The organism is Stenotrophomonas geniculata, assembly GCF_034508895.1.
In the GTDB taxonomy this organism is placed as follows: domain Bacteria; phylum Pseudomonadota; class Gammaproteobacteria; order Xanthomonadales; family Xanthomonadaceae; genus Stenotrophomonas; species Stenotrophomonas geniculata.
Genome location: NZ_CP140571.1, coordinates 2,332,342 through 2,356,087, shown reverse-complemented (window position 1 = coordinate 2,356,087; position 23,746 = coordinate 2,332,342). Strand labels below are relative to the sequence as shown.

24 protein-coding genes are annotated in these 23,746 nt (G+C 67.2%); 8 read left to right on the top strand and 16 right to left on the bottom strand.

What is annotated here, in order from left to right; genetic code table 11:
• Positions 1-80: 80 nt before the first annotated feature.
• Both RI032_RS10905 and RI032_RS10900 read right to left on the bottom strand, forming a co-directional pair.
• On the bottom strand, positions 81-455 hold the full coding sequence (locus tag RI032_RS10905; RefSeq protein ID WP_010481078.1) for a hypothetical protein: 375 nt from the start codon (positions 453-455) through the stop codon (positions 81-83).
• Positions 452-1,417 (bottom strand): hypothetical protein, encoded by a 966-nt coding sequence (locus tag RI032_RS10900; protein ID WP_010481077.1) that lies wholly within the window; start codon positions 1,415-1,417, stop codon positions 452-454. The genes RI032_RS10905 and RI032_RS10900 overlap by 4 nt, the downstream gene beginning before the upstream one ends.
• 163 nt (positions 1,418-1,580) lie before the next feature.
• Between RI032_RS10900 and prmA the strand changes: the two genes are divergently transcribed.
• The 3 genes from prmA to fis all read left to right on the top strand — a co-directional run bounded on the left by prmA (position 1,581) and on the right by fis (position 3,704).
• Positions 1,581-2,501: a 50S ribosomal protein L11 methyltransferase gene (prmA, locus tag RI032_RS10895; protein ID WP_049452982.1), complete on the top strand. Its 921-nt coding sequence runs from the start codon at positions 1,581-1,583 to the stop codon at positions 2,499-2,501.
• Positions 2,502-2,543: 42 nt separating this feature from the next.
• Complete coding sequence (locus tag RI032_RS10890) at positions 2,544-3,314, top strand: DUF3426 domain-containing protein (protein WP_010481072.1); 771 nt, start codon at positions 2,544-2,546, stop codon at positions 3,312-3,314.
• A 114-nt stretch (positions 3,315-3,428) separates the two neighbouring features.
• Positions 3,429-3,704, top strand: a complete 276-nt coding sequence (gene fis, locus RI032_RS10885; protein WP_005419706.1) for a DNA-binding transcriptional regulator Fis — start codon at positions 3,429-3,431, stop codon at positions 3,702-3,704.
• 148 nt (positions 3,705-3,852) lie between these two features.
• On the opposite strand, the gene RI032_RS10880 is transcribed toward fis, so the two are convergent.
• From RI032_RS10880 to RI032_RS10855, 6 genes are read right to left on the bottom strand one after another with little or no spacing between them, the layout of a single operon-like run.
• Positions 3,853-4,848 carry a phosphatidate cytidylyltransferase gene (locus RI032_RS10880; protein WP_010481069.1) on the bottom strand — a complete coding sequence of 332 codons (996 nt, stop codon included), beginning with the start codon at positions 4,846-4,848 and terminating at the stop codon, positions 3,853-3,855.
• On the bottom strand, positions 4,845-5,474 hold the full coding sequence (locus RI032_RS10875; RefSeq protein WP_010481067.1) for a lysophospholipid acyltransferase family protein: 630 nt from the start codon (positions 5,472-5,474) through the stop codon (positions 4,845-4,847). The genes RI032_RS10880 and RI032_RS10875 overlap by 4 nt, the downstream gene beginning before the upstream one ends.
• Positions 5,475-5,487: 13 nt before the next feature.
• Positions 5,488-5,925, bottom strand: a complete 438-nt coding sequence (locus RI032_RS10870) for a hypothetical protein (RefSeq protein WP_010481064.1) — start codon at positions 5,923-5,925, stop codon at positions 5,488-5,490.
• Entirely contained in the window at positions 5,922-7,250 is a 1,329-nt protein-coding gene (locus RI032_RS10865; protein ID WP_322546997.1) for a phosphatase PAP2/dual specificity phosphatase family protein, read from the bottom strand. The genes RI032_RS10870 and RI032_RS10865 overlap by 4 nt, the downstream gene beginning before the upstream one ends.
• A complete protein-coding gene (locus RI032_RS10860; RefSeq protein ID WP_322546996.1) occupies positions 7,250-9,001 on the bottom strand; it encodes a bifunctional alpha/beta hydrolase/class I SAM-dependent methyltransferase in 1,752 nt (583 codons plus the stop codon). Before RI032_RS10860 ends, RI032_RS10865 begins: the two co-directional genes overlap by 1 nt.
• Positions 9,002-9,035: 34 nt before the next feature.
• Positions 9,036-9,653, bottom strand: a complete 618-nt coding sequence (locus RI032_RS10855; RefSeq protein ID WP_010481057.1) for a CDP-alcohol phosphatidyltransferase family protein — start codon at positions 9,651-9,653, stop codon at positions 9,036-9,038.
• Between the two features lie 223 nt (positions 9,654-9,876).
• Between RI032_RS10855 and purH the strand changes: the two genes are divergently transcribed.
• From purH to purD, 3 genes are read left to right on the top strand one after another with little or no spacing between them, the layout of a single operon-like run.
• Entirely contained in the window at positions 9,877-11,460 is a 1,584-nt protein-coding gene (gene purH, locus RI032_RS10850) for a bifunctional phosphoribosylaminoimidazolecarboxamide formyltransferase/IMP cyclohydrolase (protein WP_010481055.1), read from the top strand.
• Between the two features lie 16 nt (positions 11,461-11,476).
• Positions 11,477-12,355: a hypothetical protein gene (locus RI032_RS10845; RefSeq protein WP_322546995.1), complete on the top strand. Its 879-nt coding sequence runs from the start codon at positions 11,477-11,479 to the stop codon at positions 12,353-12,355.
• Positions 12,356-12,413: 58 nt separating this feature from the next.
• Positions 12,414-13,697: a phosphoribosylamine--glycine ligase gene (purD, locus tag RI032_RS10840; RefSeq protein WP_010481051.1), complete on the top strand. Its 1,284-nt coding sequence runs from the start codon at positions 12,414-12,416 to the stop codon at positions 13,695-13,697.
• Between the two features lie 76 nt (positions 13,698-13,773).
• Here purD and RI032_RS10835 read toward each other — a convergent pair whose 3' ends face one another.
• From RI032_RS10835 to rhlB, 8 genes are all read right to left on the bottom strand, one after another.
• A complete protein-coding gene (locus RI032_RS10835; RefSeq protein ID WP_019338970.1) occupies positions 13,774-14,106 on the bottom strand; it encodes a helix-turn-helix domain-containing protein in 333 nt (110 codons plus the stop codon).
• Positions 14,090-14,434 (bottom strand): type II toxin-antitoxin system RelE/ParE family toxin, encoded by a 345-nt coding sequence (locus tag RI032_RS10830; RefSeq protein ID WP_322546994.1) that lies wholly within the window; start codon positions 14,432-14,434, stop codon positions 14,090-14,092. The genes RI032_RS10835 and RI032_RS10830 overlap by 17 nt, the downstream gene beginning before the upstream one ends.
• Before the next feature lie 210 nt (positions 14,435-14,644).
• Entirely contained in the window at positions 14,645-15,520 is an 876-nt protein-coding gene (rpoH, locus tag RI032_RS10825) for an RNA polymerase sigma factor RpoH (protein ID WP_006473441.1), read from the bottom strand.
• A gap of 278 nt (positions 15,521-15,798) precedes the next feature.
• A complete protein-coding gene (gene ung, locus RI032_RS10820; protein ID WP_053443597.1) occupies positions 15,799-16,512 on the bottom strand; it encodes a uracil-DNA glycosylase in 714 nt (237 codons plus the stop codon).
• A complete protein-coding gene (locus tag RI032_RS10815) occupies positions 16,509-17,351 on the bottom strand; it encodes a response regulator (RefSeq protein WP_019338974.1) in 843 nt (280 codons plus the stop codon). Before RI032_RS10815 ends, ung begins: the two co-directional genes overlap by 4 nt.
• 7 nt (positions 17,352-17,358) lie before the next feature.
• Positions 17,359-18,306, bottom strand: a complete 948-nt coding sequence (gene ftsX / locus RI032_RS10810) for a permease-like cell division protein FtsX (protein ID WP_010481047.1) — start codon at positions 18,304-18,306, stop codon at positions 17,359-17,361.
• Positions 18,307-18,309: 3 nt separating this feature from the next.
• Complete coding sequence (ftsE, locus tag RI032_RS10805; RefSeq protein ID WP_005419728.1) at positions 18,310-18,996, bottom strand: cell division ATP-binding protein FtsE; 687 nt, start codon at positions 18,994-18,996, stop codon at positions 18,310-18,312.
• Between the two features lie 169 nt (positions 18,997-19,165).
• Positions 19,166-20,887, bottom strand: a complete 1,722-nt coding sequence (gene rhlB, locus RI032_RS10800) for an ATP-dependent RNA helicase RhlB (protein WP_010481045.1) — start codon at positions 20,885-20,887, stop codon at positions 19,166-19,168.
• Between the two features lie 510 nt (positions 20,888-21,397).
• Between rhlB and trxA the strand changes: the two genes are divergently transcribed.
• Together trxA and rho are read left to right on the top strand one after the other, a co-directional pair.
• Positions 21,398-21,727 (top strand): thioredoxin, encoded by a 330-nt coding sequence (gene trxA / locus RI032_RS10795; RefSeq protein WP_005411275.1) that lies wholly within the window; start codon positions 21,398-21,400, stop codon positions 21,725-21,727.
• A 229-nt stretch (positions 21,728-21,956) separates the two neighbouring features.
• Complete coding sequence (rho, locus tag RI032_RS10790) at positions 21,957-23,699, top strand: transcription termination factor Rho (RefSeq protein WP_322546993.1); 1,743 nt, start codon at positions 21,957-21,959, stop codon at positions 23,697-23,699.
• The last annotated feature ends 47 nt before the right edge of the window (positions 23,700-23,746 follow it).

Here is a 23,746-nt window from a genome sequence, read left to right as displayed (position 1 = left end):
TCTGTTGCTGCAGGGCCGAGTCCCTGCCCGGCTTGCCAGAAGCCCGGCCGAGCGTGGGCTCGGGCTCTACAGCAGACGCATCAGCGCTTGTCGGCCGCTTCGGCCGGAATCTGCGAGTTCGCCAGCGGACGCACGCCATTGGGCGAGGTCGGGTCGACGATCACCATGGTCTCGGTCGAACCATCCGGCCACACCACCTGGAAGGTGCTGCCCGCCGGCAGCGACGCGAACGGCATGCCGCTCTGCGCGCGATAGACCGCGGCCACCTGGCTGGCACCGGCACGGCGCACGTCTTCCTGCGCCTTCACCGTGGTCAGTTCCACCTTCGACAGATGCCGGTAGCGATCTTCATAGGTATCGATCATCAACAGGCCAACCGCGCCGGCCGAGTAGGCCACGAACAGGGCCACCCAGAACCAGAACTTGGCCCCGTGCAGGAATCGGCGGTAGTTCATTGCTCGTTCCTCTTTCCAACCAATCGCTTGATCCATTCCTTCATCTTCCCAGCGCCCTGCCGCGATACCGCAGCGTCATACACGAAATCCCGGAAATCCTGCGTACCATCCTGCGAACAGATCCCTCCGTTCGCACAAAAACTGTTGACCAGCACACTGTCTGCCCCACACGGTAGACCGAGTTCGCAGGCCGCAAGCCGCCAAGCGAGTTCACTGAGCTGCTCGCCCGCCACCAGGCCGTTGAGCGCACGGTCCCCCGAGGCGCGCACGCCCATGCCCGGTGCGATCGCCATGAAGGCCTCCGGGTCGCGCGAGGTGCGCACCCGTTCAACCAGGTCACGGCGGTACTCGGGGCTGTCCTGCAGCGGCTCTCCCTCGGCGAACAACGCAGCCTCTGCAGCCAGATTGCCTTGTGCGGCCGCCTTGCGACGTTCGGACAGCACCAGGGCCGTGCCCAGCTTGTCGCCCGGCACGAAACCACCACAACGCTGCGCGACGCGTTCGCGCGCCTGCACCATCGCCGGCGCGGCGGTCAGGCCCAGCCCGGCCAGCACGTTGTTGTCCAGGCGGTAGCCACCCGGATCGACCGCGTACTGCGCGCAATAGTCATAGACACGGCTGAGCATCCAGCGCGCCTCGTGGTTGCCTTCGTCCGCCTGCACACGCAACCGCTGTGCATAGGCATACAGGTCGGTGGCGTCTTCGATATCGGCGCGGAGATCCAGGGGCAGCCCGGACGGCAATGCATTGCCACGCTCGAAGGGTGCCAGGCGGCGCGCGAGCGCCTCCGGCATCACCGGCAGCGGCGCCGCACTGTCAGTGGCTGCCACCCCACCTGCCAGATCCGCCGACGCCAGCGAAGAGGTCGCGGCATGGCCGCTGGCCCGATAACCGGCCACGCCCAGCACGGCCACGGCCGGCAGTACGAGCAACCAGGTTTTCAGGGTCGGAGCGAAGGCCATCGGCGGCGGTGAGCGATGCGGCGGACAGGAAAGCACGAAGTTTAGCAAGGCCCGACGGGCCTGTCTGAACGGGCTTCGTTCATCTCGGAGCGGCATCTCAGGCGATACGGAGACGCCCCGATGGTCTAGCATGGCCCCCTTTCCCGCGATTGCCCCCACCGCCATGCCGTTTCTGGAACTGACCCTGCGTTGCACCGAAGCTACCCAGCCCCGCTATGAGAATGCGCTGGAGGACGTCGGCGCACTGGCCGTCACGCTGCTTGATGCCGAGGCCGATACCAGTAACGAACAGGCCATCCTCGAGCCGGGCGTGGGCGAGACCCCGCTGTGGGACACGCTGGTGCTGAGCGCGCTGTTCCCCGCCGACAGCAACGCGCTGTTGCTGCTGGCCGCACTGGAATCCTTCGATCCGGAACTGGACTGGAGCAGCGGCAGCTTCCGCGCGGTCGAGGATGAAGACTGGGAACGCGCCTGGATCGACCAGTTCCAGCCGATGGACTTCGGCAGCCGTACCTGGATCGTGCCGTGGAACCATGAACTGCCCGATGCCGCACAGGCCGCCGATGCCGCCGTGGTGCGGCTGGACCCGGGCCTGGCGTTCGGTTCGGGCACCCACCCGACCACCGCACTGTGCCTGCGCTGGCTGGACCAGTTGGCAGGCGATGGCCTGCTGCAGGGCCAGCGCGTGCTCGACTTCGGTTGCGGCTCGGGCATCCTCGCACTGGCCGCGCTGAAGCTGGGCGCCGCTGAAGCCATCGGCGTGGACAACGATCCGCAGGCCCTGGTCGCCACCGCCGACAATGCCGAACGCAACGGCGAACAGGCCCGCATGCACGTGTACCTGCCGCAGGACGAACCGGTCGCGACCTATCCGATCGTGGTCGCCAACATCCTCGCCTCGGCGCTGGATGCGCTGGCCGAACTGCTGGCCGCGCGCGTCGCTGCCGGTGGCCGCATCGCCCTGTCCGGCATCCTGCATGGCCAGGAAGGTGAACTGCTGCAGCGCTATGCGGCCTGGTTCGACGATCTGCAGGCCACCCAGGATGGCGACTGGATGCGCATCACCGGCGTGCGCCGCGCCTGATCGTGGTTGAATGACCGCTGGATCCGAGCCCGCGCCCTGAGCATGTCCGAGCCGAACCCACCGCGCCGTCCCCTGGCCACCTTCCTGCGCACCGCGCCGGAAGGTGAGCCCGCGCCTGCGACTGATGCGCGCACGCAGGACGAAGCCGGGCACACAGCGCCTGTGGAGCAGATGCCCGTCGAGCCCATCGACCTGGCCCCCCCCTCGGCGACAGGGATGCGACACGACGATGACGTTGTCATCGTTGATGAAGCAGCGGCCATCGAACCGGCGCCGCTCGCGGTGCAGGCAGCAGCGGCCGCCAGTGATGCCCCCAGCTTCCTGGGCAGCACGCGCGCACGCACGCTGCCAGCACCCCGTTGGCACTGGCTGCTGGTCGCAGGGCTGGCATTGCTGCTGCTACTGCAGAGCGTGCTGGCCGACCGCGCGCGGCTGGCCGCCGACGCCGGCAACCGCGCGTGGCTGGGCACGCTGTGCGGCGTACTGCACTGCAGCCTGCCGGCCTGGCACGAACCCACCGCCTTTACCATGACCAGCCGCGAGATCCGGCCGCTGCCCGGGCAGGCCGGCGTGCTGCAGGTGCAGGCCAGCATCCGTAACGACGCACGTTGGGCACAGGCGTGGCCAGACCTGCGCCTCTCACTGTCCGATGCCGATGGCCGGGTGATCGGCAGCGGCGTGTTCACGCCCGCGCAGTACCTGGGTGAGAACCCCGGCGCAGCCCTGCTGGAACCGGGCCAGAGCGCGCGCGTCGCGTTCCGGGTACAGGAGCCTGCTGCATCCACCGTCGCATTCACCTTCGACTTCCTCTGACCGGGGTGAGGCGACCAGCCGTGGCAGGCCGGGCACGCTCGCGCTAGACTGGCCGCCACCACCTCGTCCGGCCGCGCGCTCCGCGCGCACGGGCCAACCGAATCGGGAACCCCCTTGAACGCTGTCCTTTCTCGTCCTGACAACAGTCGTGGCGCTCCCCGGCCACCGCTGCGTGAACACGTCGCCCAGTCCGTGCGCCGCTACCTGCGTGACCTTGATGGCTGCGATGCGGACGATGTCTACGAGATCGTGCTGCGCGAGATGGAGATCCCGCTGTTCGTGGAAGTGCTCAACCACTGCGAAGGCAACCAGAGCCGCGCCGCGGCGATGCTGGGCATCCACCGTGCCACCCTGCGCAAGAAGCTGAAGGAATACGGCATCAGCGCCTGAGCGCACCGATGTGTAGAGTCGAGCCATGCTCGACTGCTCCTGCGCCGGGCAACACGTGAAAGGCAGTCGAGCATGGCTCGACGCTACAGAAGCGGGTCAATGCCGTTCCAGTAGAGCCACGCCATGCGTGGGTGGACGCCCGGCGGAATCAGCCACCCCCGCCCGCCTTCCAGTAATACCGCACCACGTGGAAGAACACCGGCGCGGCGAAGCACACCGAATCCAGCCGGTCGAGCATGCCACCATGGCCCTCGATCATGTGGCCCCAGTCCTTGATGCCACGATCACGCTTGATCGCCGACATCACCAGGCCGCCCCAGAACCCCATCAGGTTGATCAGCAGCGACAGGCCGAACGCCTGCAGCGGCGTGAACGGGGTGATCCACCACAGCGCCGCACCCAGCGCGCTGGCACTCAGCACGCCGCCCACGAAGCCCTCCACCGTCTTCGACGGCGACAGCTTCGGCGCGATCAGGTGCTTGCCCAGCAGCTTGCCCCAGATGTACTGCAGCACGTCCGAGGACTGCACCACGATCACCAGGAAGGCGAACAGCAACACGTTGCGCGACGGATCATGGCCGGGCACGTGCAGGTTCAGCAGCAGCGGCACATGCGAGATGCAGAACACGCAGATCATCAGCCCCCACTGGACCTTCGCGGTCCGCTCCAGGTAATGCGTGGTATCACCACCGATGGTCGACAGGATCGGCAGGAACAGGAACGCATAGACCGGAATCAGCAGCGTGTACATGCCGTACCAGTCGATCCACACCAGGTAGTACTGCCACGGCAGGACGATGTAGAACGCGGCCAGCAGCGCGTAGTAGTCGCCCGAGCGGGTCGGCGCCAGGGTGATGAACTCGCGCAACGCGAACAGGGAGATGATCGCGAACAGCACGATCACCCCGGCACGTCCAAAGAACAGCGCCAGCCCGACCACGATCGCCATCACCCACCAGGCGCGGATGCGTGACACCAGGTTGGCGATGACTGCACTGGGCTGGCCGCGCTGGCGCCAGCGCAGGGTCTCGGCCACCAGCGTGGCCAGTACCAGCACCGCGCCGACACCAGCAAACAGCAGGCCGGTCTGCTGGCCGACACTCTGCGTTGCCAGATCGCCAGATACATCCAACACGAAACTCATGCACGACCTCCATTCGGCGCCAGGTCCAGCAGCGCCTGCCGGCTGCGGGCCAGGAAGGCGGCCTTGTCCTCGTCGGCCTGCAGTCGCAACGGCGTACCGAAGGTAGCCGTGCACAACAAGGGCAGCGGCAGGAAGCGGCCCTTGGGCATCACCCGCTTCAGGTTGTCGATCCACACCGGCACGAACTCCAGTTCCGGCCGCTGCCGCGCCAGATGGTAGATGCCGCTCTTGAACGGCAGCAGCGGCTCGTCGCCGACATTGCGCGTGCCTTCCGGGAACAGGATCAGCGAACAGCCTTCATCGACCGCTTCGCGCAGCACCTGCAACGGGTCCTGCTGGCGATGCCCGGCCTCGCGCTCGACCAGCACGCCGTTGAACACCGCGTCGATCAGGTAGCGGCGCAGGCCGTCGCGCTGCCAGTACTCCGCCGCCGCCACCGGACGCACCTGGCGGCGCAGGGCCAGTGGCATCGACGACCAGATCAGCACGAAGTCACCGTGGCTGGCGTGGTTGCCGTAGTAGACGCGGTGCTCGCTGGACGGCGCGCAGCCGATCCACAGCGCGCGCGCGCCGGTCACCACATGGATCGCGCCACTGCAGGCGCGGGCAATCAGTTCGGCGAACATCCATCCCTCCCGTTCACGTCTGCGGCCACAGCACGGCCAGCAGCACCAGCACCAGCTGCACCGCCGTCAGCAGGTACTGACGCAGCAGCAGGCGGCGCATGCCGGCCCATCGCAGATCCCATCCCCGCGACGGTTCCGCGCCCGGTGTGCGGCGCAGGCCACTGTCATGCAGCAGCCGGTCGATGCGTTGCGCCGCGGCCTCATCATTCAAGCCTTCATCGCGCAGCAGCTGCAGCAGGCTGGCATCGAGTGCCACCCGCCACGCGTGATAGGCCTGGGCGACGCCTGCCACCACGCTGAGCAGCATCAGTCCGGCGGCAAGCATCGCCAGCCCGGGCTCGATGCCGAGCAGCAGCAACGCCACCAGCAGCAGCCCCAGCGACAGGCCTGCCGGCCAACGCCCCTGCCGCAGCAGCAGCTGCATGGTCGAAATATCAGGCGTGGTGCTCATGCAGGGTCTCCGGCGGCAACGGTGATCGCACGCAGGTGCGCCTTGCCCAGCACGATGCCCGGACGCGCGGCACGCACGATCGCCACCGCCGCATCGGCACCCGCCGCACGACCGCTGTGCAGCAGCCAGGTCGCCACGCTGGCCGCACTGCGCGAGTAACCCAGCGCGCAGCACACCAGCACCGGCCCGTGCGTGCGAAGGCGCTCGATGGCCTCGGCTGCCTCGCGCAGCTGCTCCGGTTCTGGCACCACCAGGTCCAGCATCGGCACACCGGCGTACGCCGCATCCGGCGCGCAGCAGGACAGCTCGGCACAGGCATCGACCACGCCCACCAAAGGTGTCGGCAATGCCGTGCAGGGAATCCGGCCCAGCCACACGCCGTCCAGCACCGGCAACGGCTGCGGCACGCGTCGCGTCCACAACCGCGAATTGATCCAGGCCGCGCCCAGGTACGGCGCCAGCAGCCAGCGTGCCGCCATGGTCAGGCGACCATCGGCACGCTTCTGGAACACCGCCGTACCCAGCCCGGCATAGGCCAGCGCCACCAGCAGCAACGACACCCCCGGCCACAGCAGCCACAACGCCGCGCCACGCAGAAGCACCACCGGCACCAGCAATACGGCGGCCGCCAGCAGGTACAGCGCGGCCAATCGCCAACGTTTGGCATCACCCGCAGTACGCCAGGCGCGCAGCGGCGGCGTGCCCTGCTCCGGCCACAGCCATACGCACAGCCAGCCGGCCAGCAGCCCGGTCGGGATGTCGATGAAATGGTGCTGGAACGTGGTCAGCACCGAGACACCGATCAGCAGTGCCCACACATGCAGCACCCAACGCCACACGCCGTGCAGGTACTGCGCGAACTTCACCCACAGCACGATCAGCAGCACGATGTGCAGCGATGGCGCCTGGTTGAACGGCTTGTCGAAGCCCAGCAGCACATCGAACAGCCAACCGAACACGCCGCCGATCTCCGGCCGCTCGAAACTGAAGCGCAGCGGCCACAGCAGGAAGCAGGTGACCGCGATCAGCTGTGCACTGAACAGCCGCAGCGCATGCCGGTCCAGTTCCAGACGTTGCCGGCACAGGAAGAAGGAGACCGCGTAGAACAGGTCGATCGACCAGTACGGCACGATCGTCCACGGCACGAAGGGAATGCGCGTCTCCCAGGCGAACGCCATCACCGGCAGTTCGGGATGGCGACCAGCCATCCAGTTGGCGAAGCCGTAGCTGGCGAAGAAGAACGGACCCAGCAGGGCCAGCCACAGCAGGGCGCGCCGCCAGGGGCGCCCTTCCGCGGCCAGTGGGGTTGCGGCCAGCGTCGCCATCACGCGGTCCGGCGCGCCAGCGACACGGTGAAGATGCCGAAGTCATCGATACGCTGCGCCACCTTCTCGAACCCGGCCAGGCGCACCAGCTCATCCATCTCCTGCTGGGTACGGCGGCGCATCACCCACGCGGCGCCGCCTCGATGGCTGGTCAGCGCGCGGGCGATGAATTCCAGCTGCGGGTGCCAGGGCTGGCCGGTGTAGGCTAGGTAGCCGCCCACCGGTACGGTTGCGGCGATGCCCTGCAGCGAGCGCAGCACGGCGTCGTTGTCGGGGAATAGTTCGTACAGGCCCGATACCACCGCCAGCGTAGGCGCCGGGTCCACCGCCGCCAGTTGCGCGGGATCGAACGCATCGCCCTGCTCGAAGTGGGCGATGTCGGCTGCGCCGAGGCGCTCGATCAAGGCCTGGCCCTGGGTCACGTTCAGATCGCTGAAATCACGCAGCACGATGCGGTCGGCGCGCTGTTCGCCCTGGCCCAGCGCTTCCAGCACATAGCGGCCATGGCCAGCGGCCACGTCCAGTACGCGCACCGGCCTGCCCTGCCCGCGCAGGCGCTGGGCGGCGTCACGCAGCAGTTCCTGCAGGTGCTGGCCGCGCACGCGGATGCCACGCCAGCCGATCGCATCCAGATAGTTGCGATCGACCATGCGGCCCAATGGGCCCTTGCCGCGCGCTTGGTCGCGATAGATGTAGTCCAGCGTGCTGCCGGAATCGAAACCGGTCTGCAGGCCCAGCGCGATGCCTTCGGACAACGTGCCACCGAAACGCAGGCCGCCACGCACCACGCGCCAGCGCAGGTCGGCCAGGCTGTTGCGTTCCGGTGGCCAGGCCAGGATCTCCGATTCCTCGAAGGTCGGACCATGCCGGTGTGCGTCACGACGCGACAACTCGCGCAGGGGTTCGGCGAAGCGCGCCTGGATGAAACTGCGGATGCGCGCCAGTGCCGGCGCGCGATCACGTTCGCCCAGCGTGTCGTGGAAGAAGCCCGGCAGGTGCACGCGCTCCTTGATCGGGCTGGACAGGCGCTCGTAGAAGCGGTCCTGCGGGCCACGATGCACGACGAAGTCCGAGCCGGACACCAACAGCTGCACCGGCACGCTGATCGCCTGCGCATCGGCGACGATGCGGTCGGCCGCTTCGTACAGGCCCAGCAGCACGCGCACCGAGATCGGGCGGGTGATCAGCGGATCGGTACGATAGCTTTCCACCCGTGCCGGGTCGTGGGTCAGCCACTGCGGCTTGACGTAGCTGTTGACGAAGAAATTGCCGCGCAGCTTCTGCATCAGCGCCAACCCAGCGCGTGCGAACGGCACGTACAGCTTCACCTTGAAGGCGGGCGAAGCCATCACCAGCGCACGCAGGCGCGGCGCGTAATCGTGCACCCAGGTCGCGGCGACCACCGCCCCCACGCTCTGCGCGATCACCACGATGTCTTCCACCGCGATACCGTGCTCGGCGCCGATGTGGGCAATGAAGCTGTCCAGGTCACGCACCAGCGCCGGGAAGCCCGGTGCATCGCCACGTGCGCCCGGCGAACGGCCATTGCCGCGCGCATCCCAGGCGAAGAAGGCGGTGTCGGGCAGGTCCAGCTCATCGACCAGGTGGGTGACCCGGCCGGAGTGCTCGTGGCCGCGGTGCAGCAGCACGATGGCCTTGGTGGCCGGGGTTGCGGTGGTGCCCGCCCAGTACCGGTAGAACAGCGGTACCTGGTCGAAGCTGTGGAATTCCCGTTCCTGCGCCTGACGCATGCAATCTCCTGATTGTCTTTTTGTATCTGCTTGATTAATTCGGCGAAACCGCCGCTTCCCGCAGTCCGCGACGGACGCGGTTGATCATCGTCAGCACGCACAACACTGCCATGGCTGCAGCCACGCCGCTGACCGTCAGTGCACCGCCCCAGCCGAAGGCCAGCAGCAAGCCCAGCGCACCGATCACGAAGGCGCGGTCGCTCTTGCCCATCGGGCCGTCATAGCGGCGGCTGGCACCGACCATCAGCCCCAGCACGCCGGCGTACTCGCTCAGCGCCGCCGTCCAGGCCAGCAGCCACAGCGCCTCCGGGCGCACGCCGGGTACGCTGAGCAGGCTCAGGTACAGCGCCGCATCGGCGATCACATCGCACAATTCGTTCAGATAGGCGCCCAGCCGCGATTGCTGGCCGAATTCGCGCGCCAGCATGCCGTCCACCGCGTTGAGCGCCATGCGCAGCAGCATCCACAACGGCAGCAGCAGGTACAGCAGAGGCTGGGCAGGCGCGCAGCACCACACGGCCGCGGCCACCAGCAGCGAGACCACGGCAGCGGCCACGGTCACCGTATTGGCAGTGATCCCCATGCGGAACAGACCGCGTACGGCTGGACGCAACAGGTCCTGGAAACGTCCCTTCAATGCATAGATCGACATGATCCGTACCCGCTGATCCTTGGCAGTGCGGGCACAGCCTACCCCATCGTTGGCAGATTCCGACAACCCGGCTCTGGTCCGCAGCCCAGACTCCGGATCGGGCCGGATCGGTGTGCCCGACCCGGCCTTACGCCGATTGCCACGGCAAATTACCCCTTCCAGCGCCCGCCACGGGCCCCCACCGCCTACAATATCGACCCCGCTCCGCTGCCGATTCTGTCCCATGACTGCTGATCTGTTGCCCGTCCGCCGGGCCCTCCTCTCCGTTTCCGACAAGACCGGTCTGGTCGAGCTGGCCACTGCGCTGGCGGCACGCGGCGTGGAGCTGCTGTCCACCGGCGGCACCGCCAAGGCGATCCGCGATGCGGGCCTGGCCGTGAAGGACGTGGCCGAGGTCACCGGTTTCCCGGAAATGATGGACGGCCGCGTCAAGACCCTGCACCCGATGGTGCACGGTGGCCTGCTGGGCCGTTCGGGCCTGGATGATGCGGTGATGGCCGAGCATGGCATCGGCGCCATCGACCTGCTGGTGCTGAACCTGTACCCGTTCGAGTCGGTCACCGCCAAGGCCGACTGCACCCTGGCCGACGCGGTCGAGAACATCGACATCGGCGGCCCGGCCATGCTGCGCTCGGCGGCCAAGAACTTCGCCCGCGTGGCGGTGGCCACCGATCCGTCGCAGTACGCCGAACTGCTGGCCTCGCTGGCGGCCAACGACGGCCAGCTGTCGGCCGCCACCCGCTTCGCGTTCTCGGTGGCCGCGTTCAACCGCGTCGCCCAGTACGACGCGGCGATCAGCAACTACCTGTCGGCGGTCACCGCCACCGACGCCGCCGTGCCGGCCCGTGCCGAGTACCCGGCGCAGATGAACTCCACCTTCGTGAAGGTGATGGACCTGCGCTACGGCGAGAACCCGCACCAGAGCGGCGCGTTCTACCGAGACCTGTACCCGGTGCCGGGCACCCTGGCCACGTTCCAGCAGCTGCAGGGCAAGGAACTGAGCTACAACAACCTGGCCGACGCCGATGCGGCGTGGGAGTGCGTGCGCCAGTTCGACGCGCCGGCCTGCGTCATCGTCAAGCACGCCAACCCGTGCGGCGTGGCCGTCGGTGCCGGCAACGGCGATGCCTACGAGCTGGCCTACGCCACCGACCCGACCAGCGCCTTCGGCGGCATCATCGCCTTCAACACGCCGCTGGACGCTGCCACCGCCAAGGTCATCCTGGACCGCCAGTTCGTGGAAGTGCTGATCGCCCCGGATTACGAGCCGGCCGCGCTGGAATACGCGCAGAAGAAGGCCAACGTGCGCGTGCTGCGCATCCCGCATGGTGATGGCCTGAACAACTTCGACAGCAAGCGCGTCGGCTCGGGCCTCCTGCTGCAGTCCTCGGACAACCGCGGCATGACCCGCGACGAGCTGAAGGTGGTCAGCAAGCTGGCACCGACCGACAAGCAGTTCGCCGACCTGCTGTTTGCCTGGAAGGTGGCCAAGTTCGTGAAGTCCAACGCGATCGTCTATGCGAAGGACAACCGCACCATCGGTGTCGGCGCCGGCCAGATGAGCCGCGTGTACTCGGCGCGCATCGCCGGCATCAAGGCCGCCGATGCAAACCTGGTGGTCGAGGGTTCGGTGATGGCTTCCGATGCGTTCTTCCCGTTCCGCGACGGCATCGATGCCGCTGCTGCCGCCGGCATCAAGGCGGTCATCCAGCCGGGCGGTTCGATGCGCGATGCCGAAGTGATCGCCGCCGCCGACGAACACGGCCTGGCCATGGTGTTCACCGGCGTGCGCCACTTCCGCCACTGATACTGGAGCGACACGGATGTCCGCAGTCTCACTGAAATCGCTGGCCTTGCTCGCCCTCGCAGGCGCGGCCGCGCTGGCCGGCTGCAAGCCTGCGGCCGCCCCGGTGCCTGCGTCGTCGCCGCAGGCCGCCACGTCGGCCCCTGCCGAGCCGACGGCGCACGTGAGCCGCACCGCGCGACTGCAGGCCTTCCTGGTCCAGCGCTACGGCAAGAACGCCAGGCTCTCCGGTGAATGGCACGGCAGCTGGAACGACGACGGCGAAACCCGCCCGATGGACTGGCACGTCTGCGCCGAGCAACCGGTGGTGAGCGGTGACAGCTGGCAGCAGTTGCTGGCGGTCTGCGGTGCTTTGTCCGAAGGCGCGCACATCGACGCAGGCATGATCGACTTCTTCGTGCTGCATCCGAAGGGCGAGGGCTTCGACGTGACCAGTGAACTGACTGGCGAACGCTTTGGCAGCGGCGGCCAGCCCGGCACCGCCAGCATCATCCGCGCAGGCAGCGACTTCTATGGTTTCCGCGTCGAGGACGGCTGGTTCGGGCAGGGCTTCTCGCTGCTCTCGCAGTCGCTGATCCTGCCAGGCCCGAACGGCCTGGTGTCCAGTGGCAGCGTGCGCAGCCATATCGACAATGACGCCCAGTACGAGTGCGACAACCTGGGCGCCAGCAGCGACCCGGAGACTGTCGAGGACTGCCGTACCCGTCGCTTCAGCATCGATTTCGCCCTGCGTTTCGACGACAGCGATCGCAGCGCGCGCATCTGGCCGCTGCTGATCGAGGAAACCGGCACCACCTGTGGTGGCAAGCAGGTCCGGCAGGAACACCGCTTTACCCTGGACCCGAAGACCTGGGCCTATTCCTTCCCCGAATCACTGCAACGCGAAGGCTGCGAGTGAGCCACGCGCGCCGCCGGGGATATCGATCTTCCCTTCCCACGCAATCTGGAATCTCGTGATGAACGTACTTGTCATCGGCTCTGGCGGCCGCGAACACGCCCTGGCATGGAAGCTGGCCCAGTCCTCCCGTGTCACCGAAGTGATCGTTGCGCCCGGCAACGCCGGCACCGCCAGCGAAGACAAGTGCCGCAACGTGGCGGTGAAAGTGACCGACATCGACGGCCTGCTGGCGCTGGCCCAGGCCGAAGGCGTGGCGCTGACCGTGGTCGGCCCGGAAGTACCGCTGGTGGCCGGCGTGGTCGACCGCTTCCGCGCCGCCGGCCTGCGCATCTTCGGGCCGACTGCCGCCGCCGCGCAGCTGGAAGGCAGCAAGGCCTACGCCAAGGACTTCCTGGCCCGCCACAACATCCCCACCGCGTTCTATGCCGTGCACACCGAGGTGGATGCCGCCCTGGCCTACATCCGCGAGAAGGGCGCGCCGATCGTGGTCAAGGCCGATGGTCTGGCCGCCGGCAAGGGCGTGATCGTGGCGATGACCCTGGCCGAAGCCGAAGATGCCGTGCGTGACATGCTGTCGGGCAACGCGTTCGGCGATGCCGGTGCGCGCGTGGTGATCGAAGAGTTCCTCGATGGTGAGGAAGCCAGCTTCATTTCGATGGTGGACGGCGTGCATGCGCTGCCGATGGCCACATCGCAGGACCACAAGCGCGTCGGCGACGGCGACACCGGCCCGAACACCGGTGGCATGGGCGCCTACTCGCCCGCGCCGGTAGTGACGCCGGAGGTGCATGCACGCGTGATGCGCGAGGTGGTGAACCCGACCGTGCAGGGCATGATCGCCGACGGTATCCCGTTCACTGGTTTCCTCTACGCGGGCCTGATGATCGACGCCAGCGGCGCGCCGAAGGTGATCGAATTCAACGTGCGCTTCGGCGACCCGGAAACCCAGCCGGTGATGTTGCGCCTGCAGTCGGATCTGGTCGAGCTGGTGGAAGCCGCCATCGATGGCCGCCTGGACCAGGTGCAGGCGCAGTGGGACGCACGCCCGTCGCTGGGCGTGGTGCTGGCCGCGAAGCCCTACCCGGAAGCGCCGATCACCGGTGACGTGATTTCCGGCCTGGACGACGTGCCGGCCAGTGCCAAGGTGTTCCATGCGGGGACTGCATTGGACGCGCAGGGCCAGGTGGTCAGCGCCGGCGGCCGCGTGCTGTGCGTGGCGGCGCTGGGTGACAGCGTGCGCGACGCGCAGGCCAACGCCTATGCCGGCGTGGCCAAGGTGACCTGGGCCAACGAATTCCACCGCAACGACATTGGTTGGCGCGCGATCGCACGCGAGGGGTGAGGCTCCCCCGCTCCCATGCATGGCGCGGATTGAATACCACGGTAAAGCAAAGGCCCGGCATTGCCGGGCCTTTGCTTTACAGGACTGCTTCGAGACCCTTCCGATCAATCAGGTTAAGCAACTTCAGTGACGGTCCGCTGGGTTTCTTTTCGCCCTGCTCCCAGCTGCGTACGGTGGAAACGCTGGTATTGAGAACCCCCGCAAAGACCGGCTGACTGAGCTGCAGTGACGTACGCAGGGCACGGATCTGGGCACTGCTGTACTCAGGGACCGGCTCAAGGCAAAGTGCTTCGTAGCTGCTCAACCGACGTTTATCGATGAAGCCATGCGCGTGCAGACTCACAGCAGCATCATGCACCGCTTCAAGAAGCGCACTTTTCGCGCGCCGTCGCTCAGGGGTCTTCGTCATGGCCGATCTCCTGTAGATCCCCGTACTCCACGGCGCGATTCATCTGCGCCGTACTCATTCTCAGGAACTCCGATGCGTACAACTGCAGCGCATCCCGTTCCGCATTCGTGATCGCAGCACGTTCATTCTTCTCGTAGCCGAAAAGGAAGAACCAATGCCCGCCTCGCTGTGTGGCGACGATGATTCGAACGCTCCCACGCTTTCCTCGCCCCGGCAACGGAACGCGCTTCTTGAAGATTCCGCCGCCAAGATCAGCATCCACCAGACCCGCTTCCATTTCACGTACCGACCGGTACAGCGCAGCGTCGGACAGGGTGGTCCTACGCATACTGCGAAACTTCGTGTGCGGAAGACGCGTGGCATGATCATACCGTGCCACTGCGTGGTATGGCGTGAACATCAGCATCCAGCACATGACCCGGTCGGCACAATCACCGCTCTGGCGTCAGAGTAGAGCCACGCCATGCGTGGCTAAACCCCACAAACGAAAAAGGCCCGGCAGTGCCGGGCCTTTTGATTGCTTCAACGCCATCCCGCCTTACGCGGTGAACAGCGCCTTCATCTTCTTCAGCGCGTTCGCCTCGACCTGGCGGATGCGCTCAGCCGACACGCCGTACTCGTCGGCCAGTTCCTGCAGCGTCACCTTGCTGTCGGCATCCAGCCAGCGGCGGCGGATGATGTCGCGCGAACGCGCATCCAGCTCGGCCAGGCCTTCGCGCAGCAGCTGCATCTGGTTGTCTTCGCTGTCGGCACGTTCGTAGGCCATCGACGGATCTTCGTCGTTGGCAACCAGGAACGCGGCCGGCGACGGCGGCGCGTGTTCGTTGTCCTCGTCGGTCGGTGCATCGAAACCGATATCGCGACCGGACAGGCGCGATTCCATTTCCATGACCTCGCGCTCGGACACGTTCAGGTCCTTGGCGACGGCGCTGACTTCCGCCGCGTTCATCCAGCCCAGGCGCGTCTTCGACTTGCGCAGGTTGAAGAACAGCTTGCGCTGCGCCTTGGTGGTGGCGACCTTCACGATGCGCCAGTTCTTCAGGATGAACTCGTGCATCTCGGCACGGATCCAGTGCACGGCGAAGGAGACCAGGCGCACGCCCATATCCGGGTCGAAGCGCTTGACCGCCTTCATCAGGCCGATGTTGCCTTCCTGGATCAGGTCGCCCAGTGCAAGGCCGTAGCCGTTGTAGCCGCGGGCCACGTGCACCACGAAGCGCAGGTGCGAATGCACCAGCTCGCGGGCGGCGTCCAGATCGTTGCCGTCGCGGAAGCGACGGGCCAGGTCCTGTTCGTCATCGACCGACAGCACCGGGATCTGGTGCACGGCACCGATGTAGGCGTCCAGCGAACCGAGCGCACTGGGAATCGGGAGATTGTTTGCCACAAGGGCAGTAGAGGTGTTCTGGCTCATAGGCACCCATCTTAGCAGTCCGGGATTTGGACTGCTAAAGGAGGAAAAAGTTCCAGCATCCTATTGATGCAACACTGGTCCCAAACAGAGCCCTACCGTAGCGCGATTTGATGACAGTGGCGAGCGCGCTTTTCGGGATTCACAATCCCTTGGAATTCAAGCAATTACCTGCCGGAAACCGGCCGATTCCGGTCAAGGTTAGCTGAACAGGCCGTCCCCGGACGCCCATTCAGGCCGGAAACGTTGCCCGGCGTTCAGCCCCGGACCGGCACCGCCGCTCAGAGCGCCGAATGGGGCGGCAGCGACCAGTCGACCGGGGCCTGGCCGCGACGCTGCAGGTACTCGTTGGCCATCGAGAAATGCCGGCAACCCAGGAAGCCACGGTGGGCCGACAACGGCGACGGGTGCGGCGACTTCAGCACGCGATGGCGACGGGTATCGATGACCTTGCCCTTCTGCTGCGCATAGGCGCCCCAGAGCATGAACACCAGGCCTTCGCGCTCGCGGTTGAGCACGTCCACCACGTGGTCGGTGAAGCCCTCCCAGCCACGGCCCTGGTGCGCACCGGCCTTGCCCTCTTCCACGGTCAGCACGGCATTGAGCAGCAGCACGCCGCGCTGCGCCCACGGGATCAGGCAGCCGTGGTCCGGGCGCGGGATACCGAGATCGCTCTCGATTTCCTTGTAGATGTTCAGCAGCGACGGCGGCACCGGCACGCCCGGCGGCACCGAGAAACTCAGGCCATGCGCCTGGCCACGGCCGTGGTACGGGTCCTGGCCGAGGATCACCACCTTCACCTGCTCGAATGGCGTGGCATCGAACGCGGCGAAGATCTGCGGACCGGGCGGGAACACCGCCGCACCACTGGCCTTGCGCTGGCGCAGGAAGCTGGACAGCTCACGCATCTGCGGCTGCATCAGGTAATCGCCGACATGCTGTTTCCAGCTCGGTTCCAGCTGGATCGTCGGGGTGCCGGCTACTTCATCCATCATCGAATCAGGGGTCCATCGTTCAATCGGGCCAGGCGCAGCTGGAACAGCACCTTGGTGACCAGCAGCCGTTCTTCAATCGGCTTGAGCACCAGGTCGTTGGCGCCGGACTGCAGCAGCCCGGTCTGGTTGTGCGGGTTGCCATCGCCGGTCATCACCAGCACCGGCAGGCGGCGCTTGCCGTAGCCGAAGTCCACGCGCACGCGCTGCACCACGTCGCGGCCGCTCAGCTCGCCCTTCAGGGTGACGTCGGTCAGCACCAGGTCGATGCGATGGCGGCTGCGGCCCAGCGACTCGGCGGTGAGCAGGGTGAACGCCTCTTCGGCGCTGACCACGTGCAGCACGTTCAACTGCTGTCGCTCAAGCATGCGCTTGGTGGCCTCGGCGACCACGCGGCTGTCCTCGATATAGAGGATGGTGGCGCCGGGAATGGTCTGCGGCTGCACATAGCCACGGACGAAGGTCGCCAGTGCCTCGTGGCCCAGCGCCTTGTCGAAATAGTCGGTGACGTACTCGGTGAAGCGGCGCTGCTCCAGGTGCTGCTGAGCATCGCCGGAGACCACGATCACCGGCACATAGGCCTGGCCCGCCGCTTCGCGCACCATCCGCGCCAGCGCCAGGCCGTCGCCATCGCGCAGGGTCAGCGAGGTCGTCACCAGGTCGACCGGGCCCTGCGCCAGCGCCTGCTGCGCGTCTTCGATGCTGTCGCAGCCGATCACCTCCACGCCAGGCAGGTCACGCTGCAGGACGTCGGCGATCAGCTTGCGGACCAGCTTCGACCCGTCGACCACCATCACCCGCGTCGCGGGCCCTTCAAGGTGCTTCAGCGCTTGCGGTTGCATGCCGGTCTCAGGTGTCGGTCGGGCGGGTCTGGCGCAGGAAATGGCCGGTCACCAGCCACGCGCCCAGCCAACCCAGCAGCAGCGTGCCGAGCAGGACCAGGCTGCCATGCAGCAGGTCCAGGCCATGCAGCACGAACGGGCTGCCGTAGCTGCGCGAGAGTTCGGCCAGCGGCACGCGCAGGGCGGCGCCGGCCGCAGCAATCAGGGCCAGCGCCACCGCGCCGGCACCCAGTCCATACCACGCGCCCAGGTACAGGAACGGGCGGCGAATGAAGCCATCACTGGCGCCGAGCAGCTGCAGCACGCCGATCTCTTCGCGACGCGCCTGGATATCCAGGCGCACGGTGTTGCCGACCACCAGCGCGGCGCCCACGCCGAGCAGTACCGACAGCACCTGCACCAGCCGTGCGCCGAACGCCAGCCAGGCATCCAGACGCTGGCGCCACAGTGCGTCGTGCTGCACCAGGTCGGCCTCGGGCAGGCTCTCCAGCGCGCGCGCCAGGCGTGCGTCGTCCTTGCCCTGGCCCGGGGTGATCACCAGCAGCGAGGGCAATGGATTGTCGTTGAGTGCGTCGATCGCCTCACCGAGGCCGGCATCGCGCAGTTCCTGCAGGCCCTGCTCGGGCGTGCGCACGTTCACTTCGGCCACGTCGTCGCGGTCGCGCAGCTGGCCGGCCAGGCGCAGTGCGCCGGGACCATCGACGTTGCCCTTCAGGAACACGTTGATGTCGCGCGACTGCTGCACGCTGCCGGCGAACTGCTTGAGGTTGTCCAGCGCGATCGACAGGCCAAGCGGCAGGGCCAGTGCCAGCGCCATGACCATCACCGTCAGCAGGGTCGCCCACGGCTTGCGGCAGGCGCGGCCAAGGCTGAACACCACGCTGTGCACGTGGTGCTGGAACCAGACGCCCACGCGCGAGGGCGCGGCGGCTTCGCTGTTTTCGTTCTTCGCCATGCGTTACTCCGCCAGGTCCTGCGGCGAGATGTCATCCACCAGCCGGCCGTGGTCGAGGATCAGCACGCGCTTGCGCATGCGACGCAGCAGCGGCAGATCGTGGCTGACCACCAGCACGCTGGTGCCGCGCGAGGGCAGCTCGGCGAACAGGGCCATGATCTCCGCGGCCAGGGTCGGGTCGAGGTTGCCGGTCGGCTCATCGGCCACCAGCAGCTTGGGTTCGCCGACGATGGCGCGGGCGATGCCGACGCGCTGCTGCTCGCCGGCCGACAGCTGCGAGGGCAGCGCCTTCTCGCGATGGCCCAGGCCCATCCGCTCCAGCACCGAGCGCACGCGCTTGTTGATGTCGCCACGGCGGGTGCCGCGCAGGATCAGCGGCAACGCCACGTTCTCGGCGATCGAGCGGTCCATCAGCAGGCGATGGTCCTGGTAGACCGCACCCACCGCGCGACGGTGGCGGGGCACGTCGCCGCCACGCACCTTCAGCAGGTTGCGCTCGTCGAACACCACCGCACCGCGGCTGGGCCGCTCGTCCAGGTGGATCAACTTGAGCAGGGTGCTTTTGCCCGCACCGGAATGGCCGGTGACGAACAGCATCTCGCCCGGCGCGACCTCGAAGCTGACATCGGTCAGTGCCTCGTGGCCACCGGCGTACTGTTTGCTGACATTGTCGAAGCGCAGGACACTCATGCCCCGATTATGCAGGACCGGCGCGACGTCGTGGAGATGGTGGCGCGATTGGTGATAGCCGCGGGAGCAGCCGAGCGTAGGCTCGGCTCTACAGGGCGGCATGGGGGCTGTAGAGCCGAGCCCATGCTCGGCTCAGTGCGGACCAAGGTCCGCACCCACCATCGGCGGCTTAGTTGCCCGACAGCATCCGGCGGATCTTGCGGCCAATGCGGGTCAGGAACGAATCACCGGTATCAGCGGCGGTACGCACCGGCTTGGCCACCACCTGCACCGGGGTGACCGGGCTGGCGCCATTGCCGGCAGCGCTCTGCACGCCCTCGGCACCTTCGACCGGACGGCCGTGGCGACGACGACGGCGCTTGCGCGGCTTGTGCTCGCCGTCCACCGCACCTTCCGGTGCGCCTTCGGCGCGCGGCGGGCGCGGCGGACGCGGGGCCTGGGCAACGGCGCCTTCGGCACCGGCGGCCGGGGCGGCAGCGCCCTGTTCGCCCTCCACGCGCGGCTTGCGCGGGCCACGCGAACGGCGCTCGCCGCTGCGCTCACCGTCGCGACCACCACGGCCACCACCGCCTGAACGGCCGCCACTACGGCCACCGCCCCGACGCTCTTCCTCGGCGGCGCGGGCTTCGCGCGCTTCGCGGAAGATCTGGCCGACGCTTTCGTTGTCCTCGCCTTCCTCGCCTGCTGCGGGGGCCGGGCGTTCCGGGCGCGGCAGCGGGGTCAACAGTTCCTTGGTCACCGGCTCGGACGGAATCTTCTGCTCGATATAGGCCTCGATGTCCGGCAGGCCCATTGCATAGCGCTCACAGGCGAAGCTGATCGCATCACCCTCTTCGCCCAGGCGCGCGGTGCGGCCGATGCGGTGCACGTAGTCTTCGGCATCGAACGGCAGGTCGTAGTTGTAGACGTACTTGATGCCGTCGATGTGCAGGCCGCGCGCAGCCACGTCGGTGGCCACCAGGATTTCCAGCTGGCCCTTCTGGAAGCGGTTGAGCAGGCTCTCACGCTTCTTCTGCGGCACGTCGCCGGACAGCACGCCCACGCGGTAGCCGGCCTTTTCCAGCGAACGCGCCACACGCTCGACGAACACCTTGGTGTTGACGAAGACCATGGTGCGCGCGCCTTCGCTGCGCGACAGCAGGCCCAGCAGCAGCGGGATCTTCTCGTCGTCGGCCGGGAAGTAGATGCGCTGGCGCACGCGCGCGGCGGTGATGGTCTCGGCTTCGACCACCAGCTTCTGCGGCTCGTTCATGTGCTCGTAGGCCAGCTCCAGCACGCGATGGCTGAGGGTGGCACTGAACAGCAGGGTCTGGCGGGTGGTGCGCTCGGGCATGCGGCGCAGCAGGAAGCGGATGTCCTTGATGAAGCCCAGGTCGAACATGCGGTCGGCTTCGTCCAGCACGCAGATCTCGCAGGCGTGCAGCGACACCACCTTGTGCTGTTTCACGTAGTCGATCAGGCGGCCCGGGGTGGCGATGATCACGTCCACGCCCTGCTGCAGCAGTTCGCGCTGCTTGTCGTAATCCACGCCGCCGTAGACCAGCGCGAAACGCAGGCCCAGATCGGAACCGAACTTGACCGCATCCTTGTGGATCTGGATGGCCAGTTCGCGGGTCGGGGCGAGGATCAGCGCGCGCGGATCTTCCGGCTTGCGGTCGGCCAGGGCCGGACGCGTCAGCAGGCGGTTCACGACAGCGACCAGGAAGGCCAGGGTCTTGCCGGTGCCGGTCTGAGCCTGGCCGGCAACATCACCACCGGGCAGCGCGACGGGCAGGGTCAGCGCCTGGATCGGGGTGCAACGGGTGAATCCGGCTCCTTCAAGACCGGCCTGCAGGGCCGGGTGCAGCTCGAAGGAGGAAAAGGTCAAATCGGTCAGCGGTTTGTCGCTCATGAGTCCGTCTTGGTATGGCCGCCGGCCCGTGGGGCGGCTGGCACTTCAGCGTCTAGGGGCACCGTCGCAAACTGCGGCCCCTGCGGCGGGTTGGCAGGCTGGGACCACCCGGTCCGTGCGCCGCACAATGCCCCAGTTTAACGCACTCGGGCCAGCAAACCGGAATGACCTGTCTCATAAAGTCAAGAGACGACGCCCTTCACCCAGCCACACCGGACTTGAACGGCCCTGCCAGGCCCGCTGGTGTCGCCCACTGCCAGCCCCATGTACAGGAAGACAGTGAAATCCGACACATACCAGGCATCGAAGCGATCACGATACGCTGGGTTCCAGCCGGCGCCTGTCCCTGCCCTGCGATAGGGGTACACTGCCGGCCGTGAGCGTCCAGGCATCCCGCCGAACGCACCGCGGCAGTGCGCCGCGAGGCAACGACGAGGGTCGCGCCACCGGGCATGGCCCAGTTCACCCACCTCCGGCATGGCCGGGTGCAATCCAAGACGAGAAACCAAGATGAGCGACAAGGTTGTACATGTCGGCGACGCCGACTTTGATAGTGCAGTGCTGAATTCCAAGGAACCGGTGCTGGTCGATTTCTGGGCCGAGTGGTGTGGCCCGTGCAAGATGATCGCCCCGGCGCTGGACGAGCTGGCCGATGCCTACCAGGGCCGCGCCAAGATCGCCAAGGTCAACGTCGACCACAACCGTGCGCTGGCCGCCAAGTACCACGTGCGTTCGATTCCGTACCTGGTCGTGTTCAAGGACGGCGAGAAGGTTGGCGAGCAGATCGGTGCGGTGGGCAAGGCCCAGCTGGCCGGCCTGCTGGACAAGGCCCTGGCCTGATTCCTGCTGTTCTCCGGCAGCCGCCGACCGCGGCTGCCGGCGGGCGTCCCGCGCCCATGATGAATGCTGTTCCCGGCAGCCCTTGCACGGCGCCGCAGGCCGATGATAGTGTCGGCATATCCGGCCGCGTTCGCGTGCCGCACCCTCTGGACGCAGTTTCCTCCAGACCCATTCCCAACGTTCGCCGCCCCAGCCGGGCGCTCGCACCTTCAAGCGAGGAATAACGCTCTTGTCCGATAACACTTCCGAAACCGGCAGCGCCGATGCGCCCGCCGAAAAGCGCGTGCGCAAGCCCCGCGTGAGCAAGGCCGCCGCCCCGGCAGCCGCCGAAACCAGCGCCGCTCCGGCGCAGCCGACCCTGCCGCTGGCCGCCGCGCCCGAGGCACCGGCTGCTGCCCCCGCACCGAGCGCGCCCGCCGCCGAGGCCCCTGCCAGCAGTGGCGGCGGCGAAGGCGGTGAGGGTCGCGAATTCGGCCAGCCGCGCCAGCAGAACCACCAGGGGGGCGGCCAGAACCAGGGCCAGAACCCGTACAACCAGAACGGCCAGCAGGGCCAGGGGCAAGGCCAGGGCAACCGCCGCGACCGCTTCCGCAACCGCCGCGACCGTGACCGCAACAACCGCTTCCGCGACGATGGCCTGCCCAACGACGGCGGCGAGCAGCAGCCGTTCGTGCCGCGCCCGCACGCCAACGTGCCCGAGGGCTTCCCGGTCTACTCGCTGAGCGACCTCAAGCGCATGCCGGCACAGAAGCTGCTGGAAATCGCCGAGCAGCTGCAGATCTCCGAAGGCGTGGCCCGCGCCCGCAAGCAGGATGTGATCTTCGCCCTGCTGAAGGTGCTGACCCGCCACGGTGACGGCGTCGCCGCCGACGGCGTGCTGGAAATCCTGCCGGACGGCTTCGGCTTCCTGCGCGCGGCCGAAGCCAGCTACCTGGCCGGCCCGGACGACACCTACATCTCGCCCAGCCAGATCCGCCGCTTCAACCTGCGCACCGGCGACCACATCTCCGGCCGCATCCGCTTCCCGAAGGACGGCGAGCGCTACTTCGCGCTGAACATCGTCGACACCATCAACGGTGAGCCGATCGAAGCGTCGAAGAACAAGGTGCTGTTCGAGAACCTGACCGCCCTGTTCCCGCGCCGCCGCTTCACCCTGGAGCGTGGCAACGGTTCGTCGGAAGACATCACCGGCCGCATCCTCGACCTGATGGCCCCGCAGGGCAAGGGCCAGCGCTCGCTCATCGTGTCGCAGCCGAAGGCCGGCAAGACCATGATGATGCAGCAGGTCGCTACTGCCATCACCACCAACCACCCGGACGTGCACCTGATCGTGCTGCTGATCGACGAGCGCCCGGAAGAAGTGACCGAAATGCAGCGCACCGTGCGCGGCGAGGTCATCAGCTCGACCTTCGACGAGCCGGCCGCGCGCCACGTGCAGGTGGCCGAAATGGTCATCGAGCGCGCCAAGCGCCTGGTCGAGCACAAGAAGGACGTGGTGATCCTGCTCGACTCGATCACCCGCCTGGCCCGTGCCTACAACAACGTGGTGCCGAGCTCGGGCAAGGTGCTGACCGGTGGCGTGGACGCCAACGCCCTGCACCGCCCGAAGCGCTTCTTCGGTGCCGCGCGTAACGTGGAAGAAGGCGGCAGCCTGACCATCATCGCCACCGCGCTGGTCGACACCGGCTCGAAGATGGACGAGGTGATCTACGAAGAGTTCAAGGGCACCGGCAACAGCGAAGTGCACCTGAGCCGCCGTATCGCTGAAAAGCGCGTGTTCCCGGCCATCGACATCAACCGTTCGGGCACCCGCCGCGAAGACCTGCTGATCGAGCCGGAACTGCTGCAGAAGATCTGGATCCTGCGCAAGCTGCTGCATCCGATGGATGAAATGGCTGCGATGGAGTTCCTGCTCGACAAGATGAAGAACACCAAGTCCAACGACGAGTTCTTCGGTTCGATGAAGCGCTGATCCACGGCGCTGCATCGGAAGAAACCTGCCGCTCGCTGCGGCAGGTT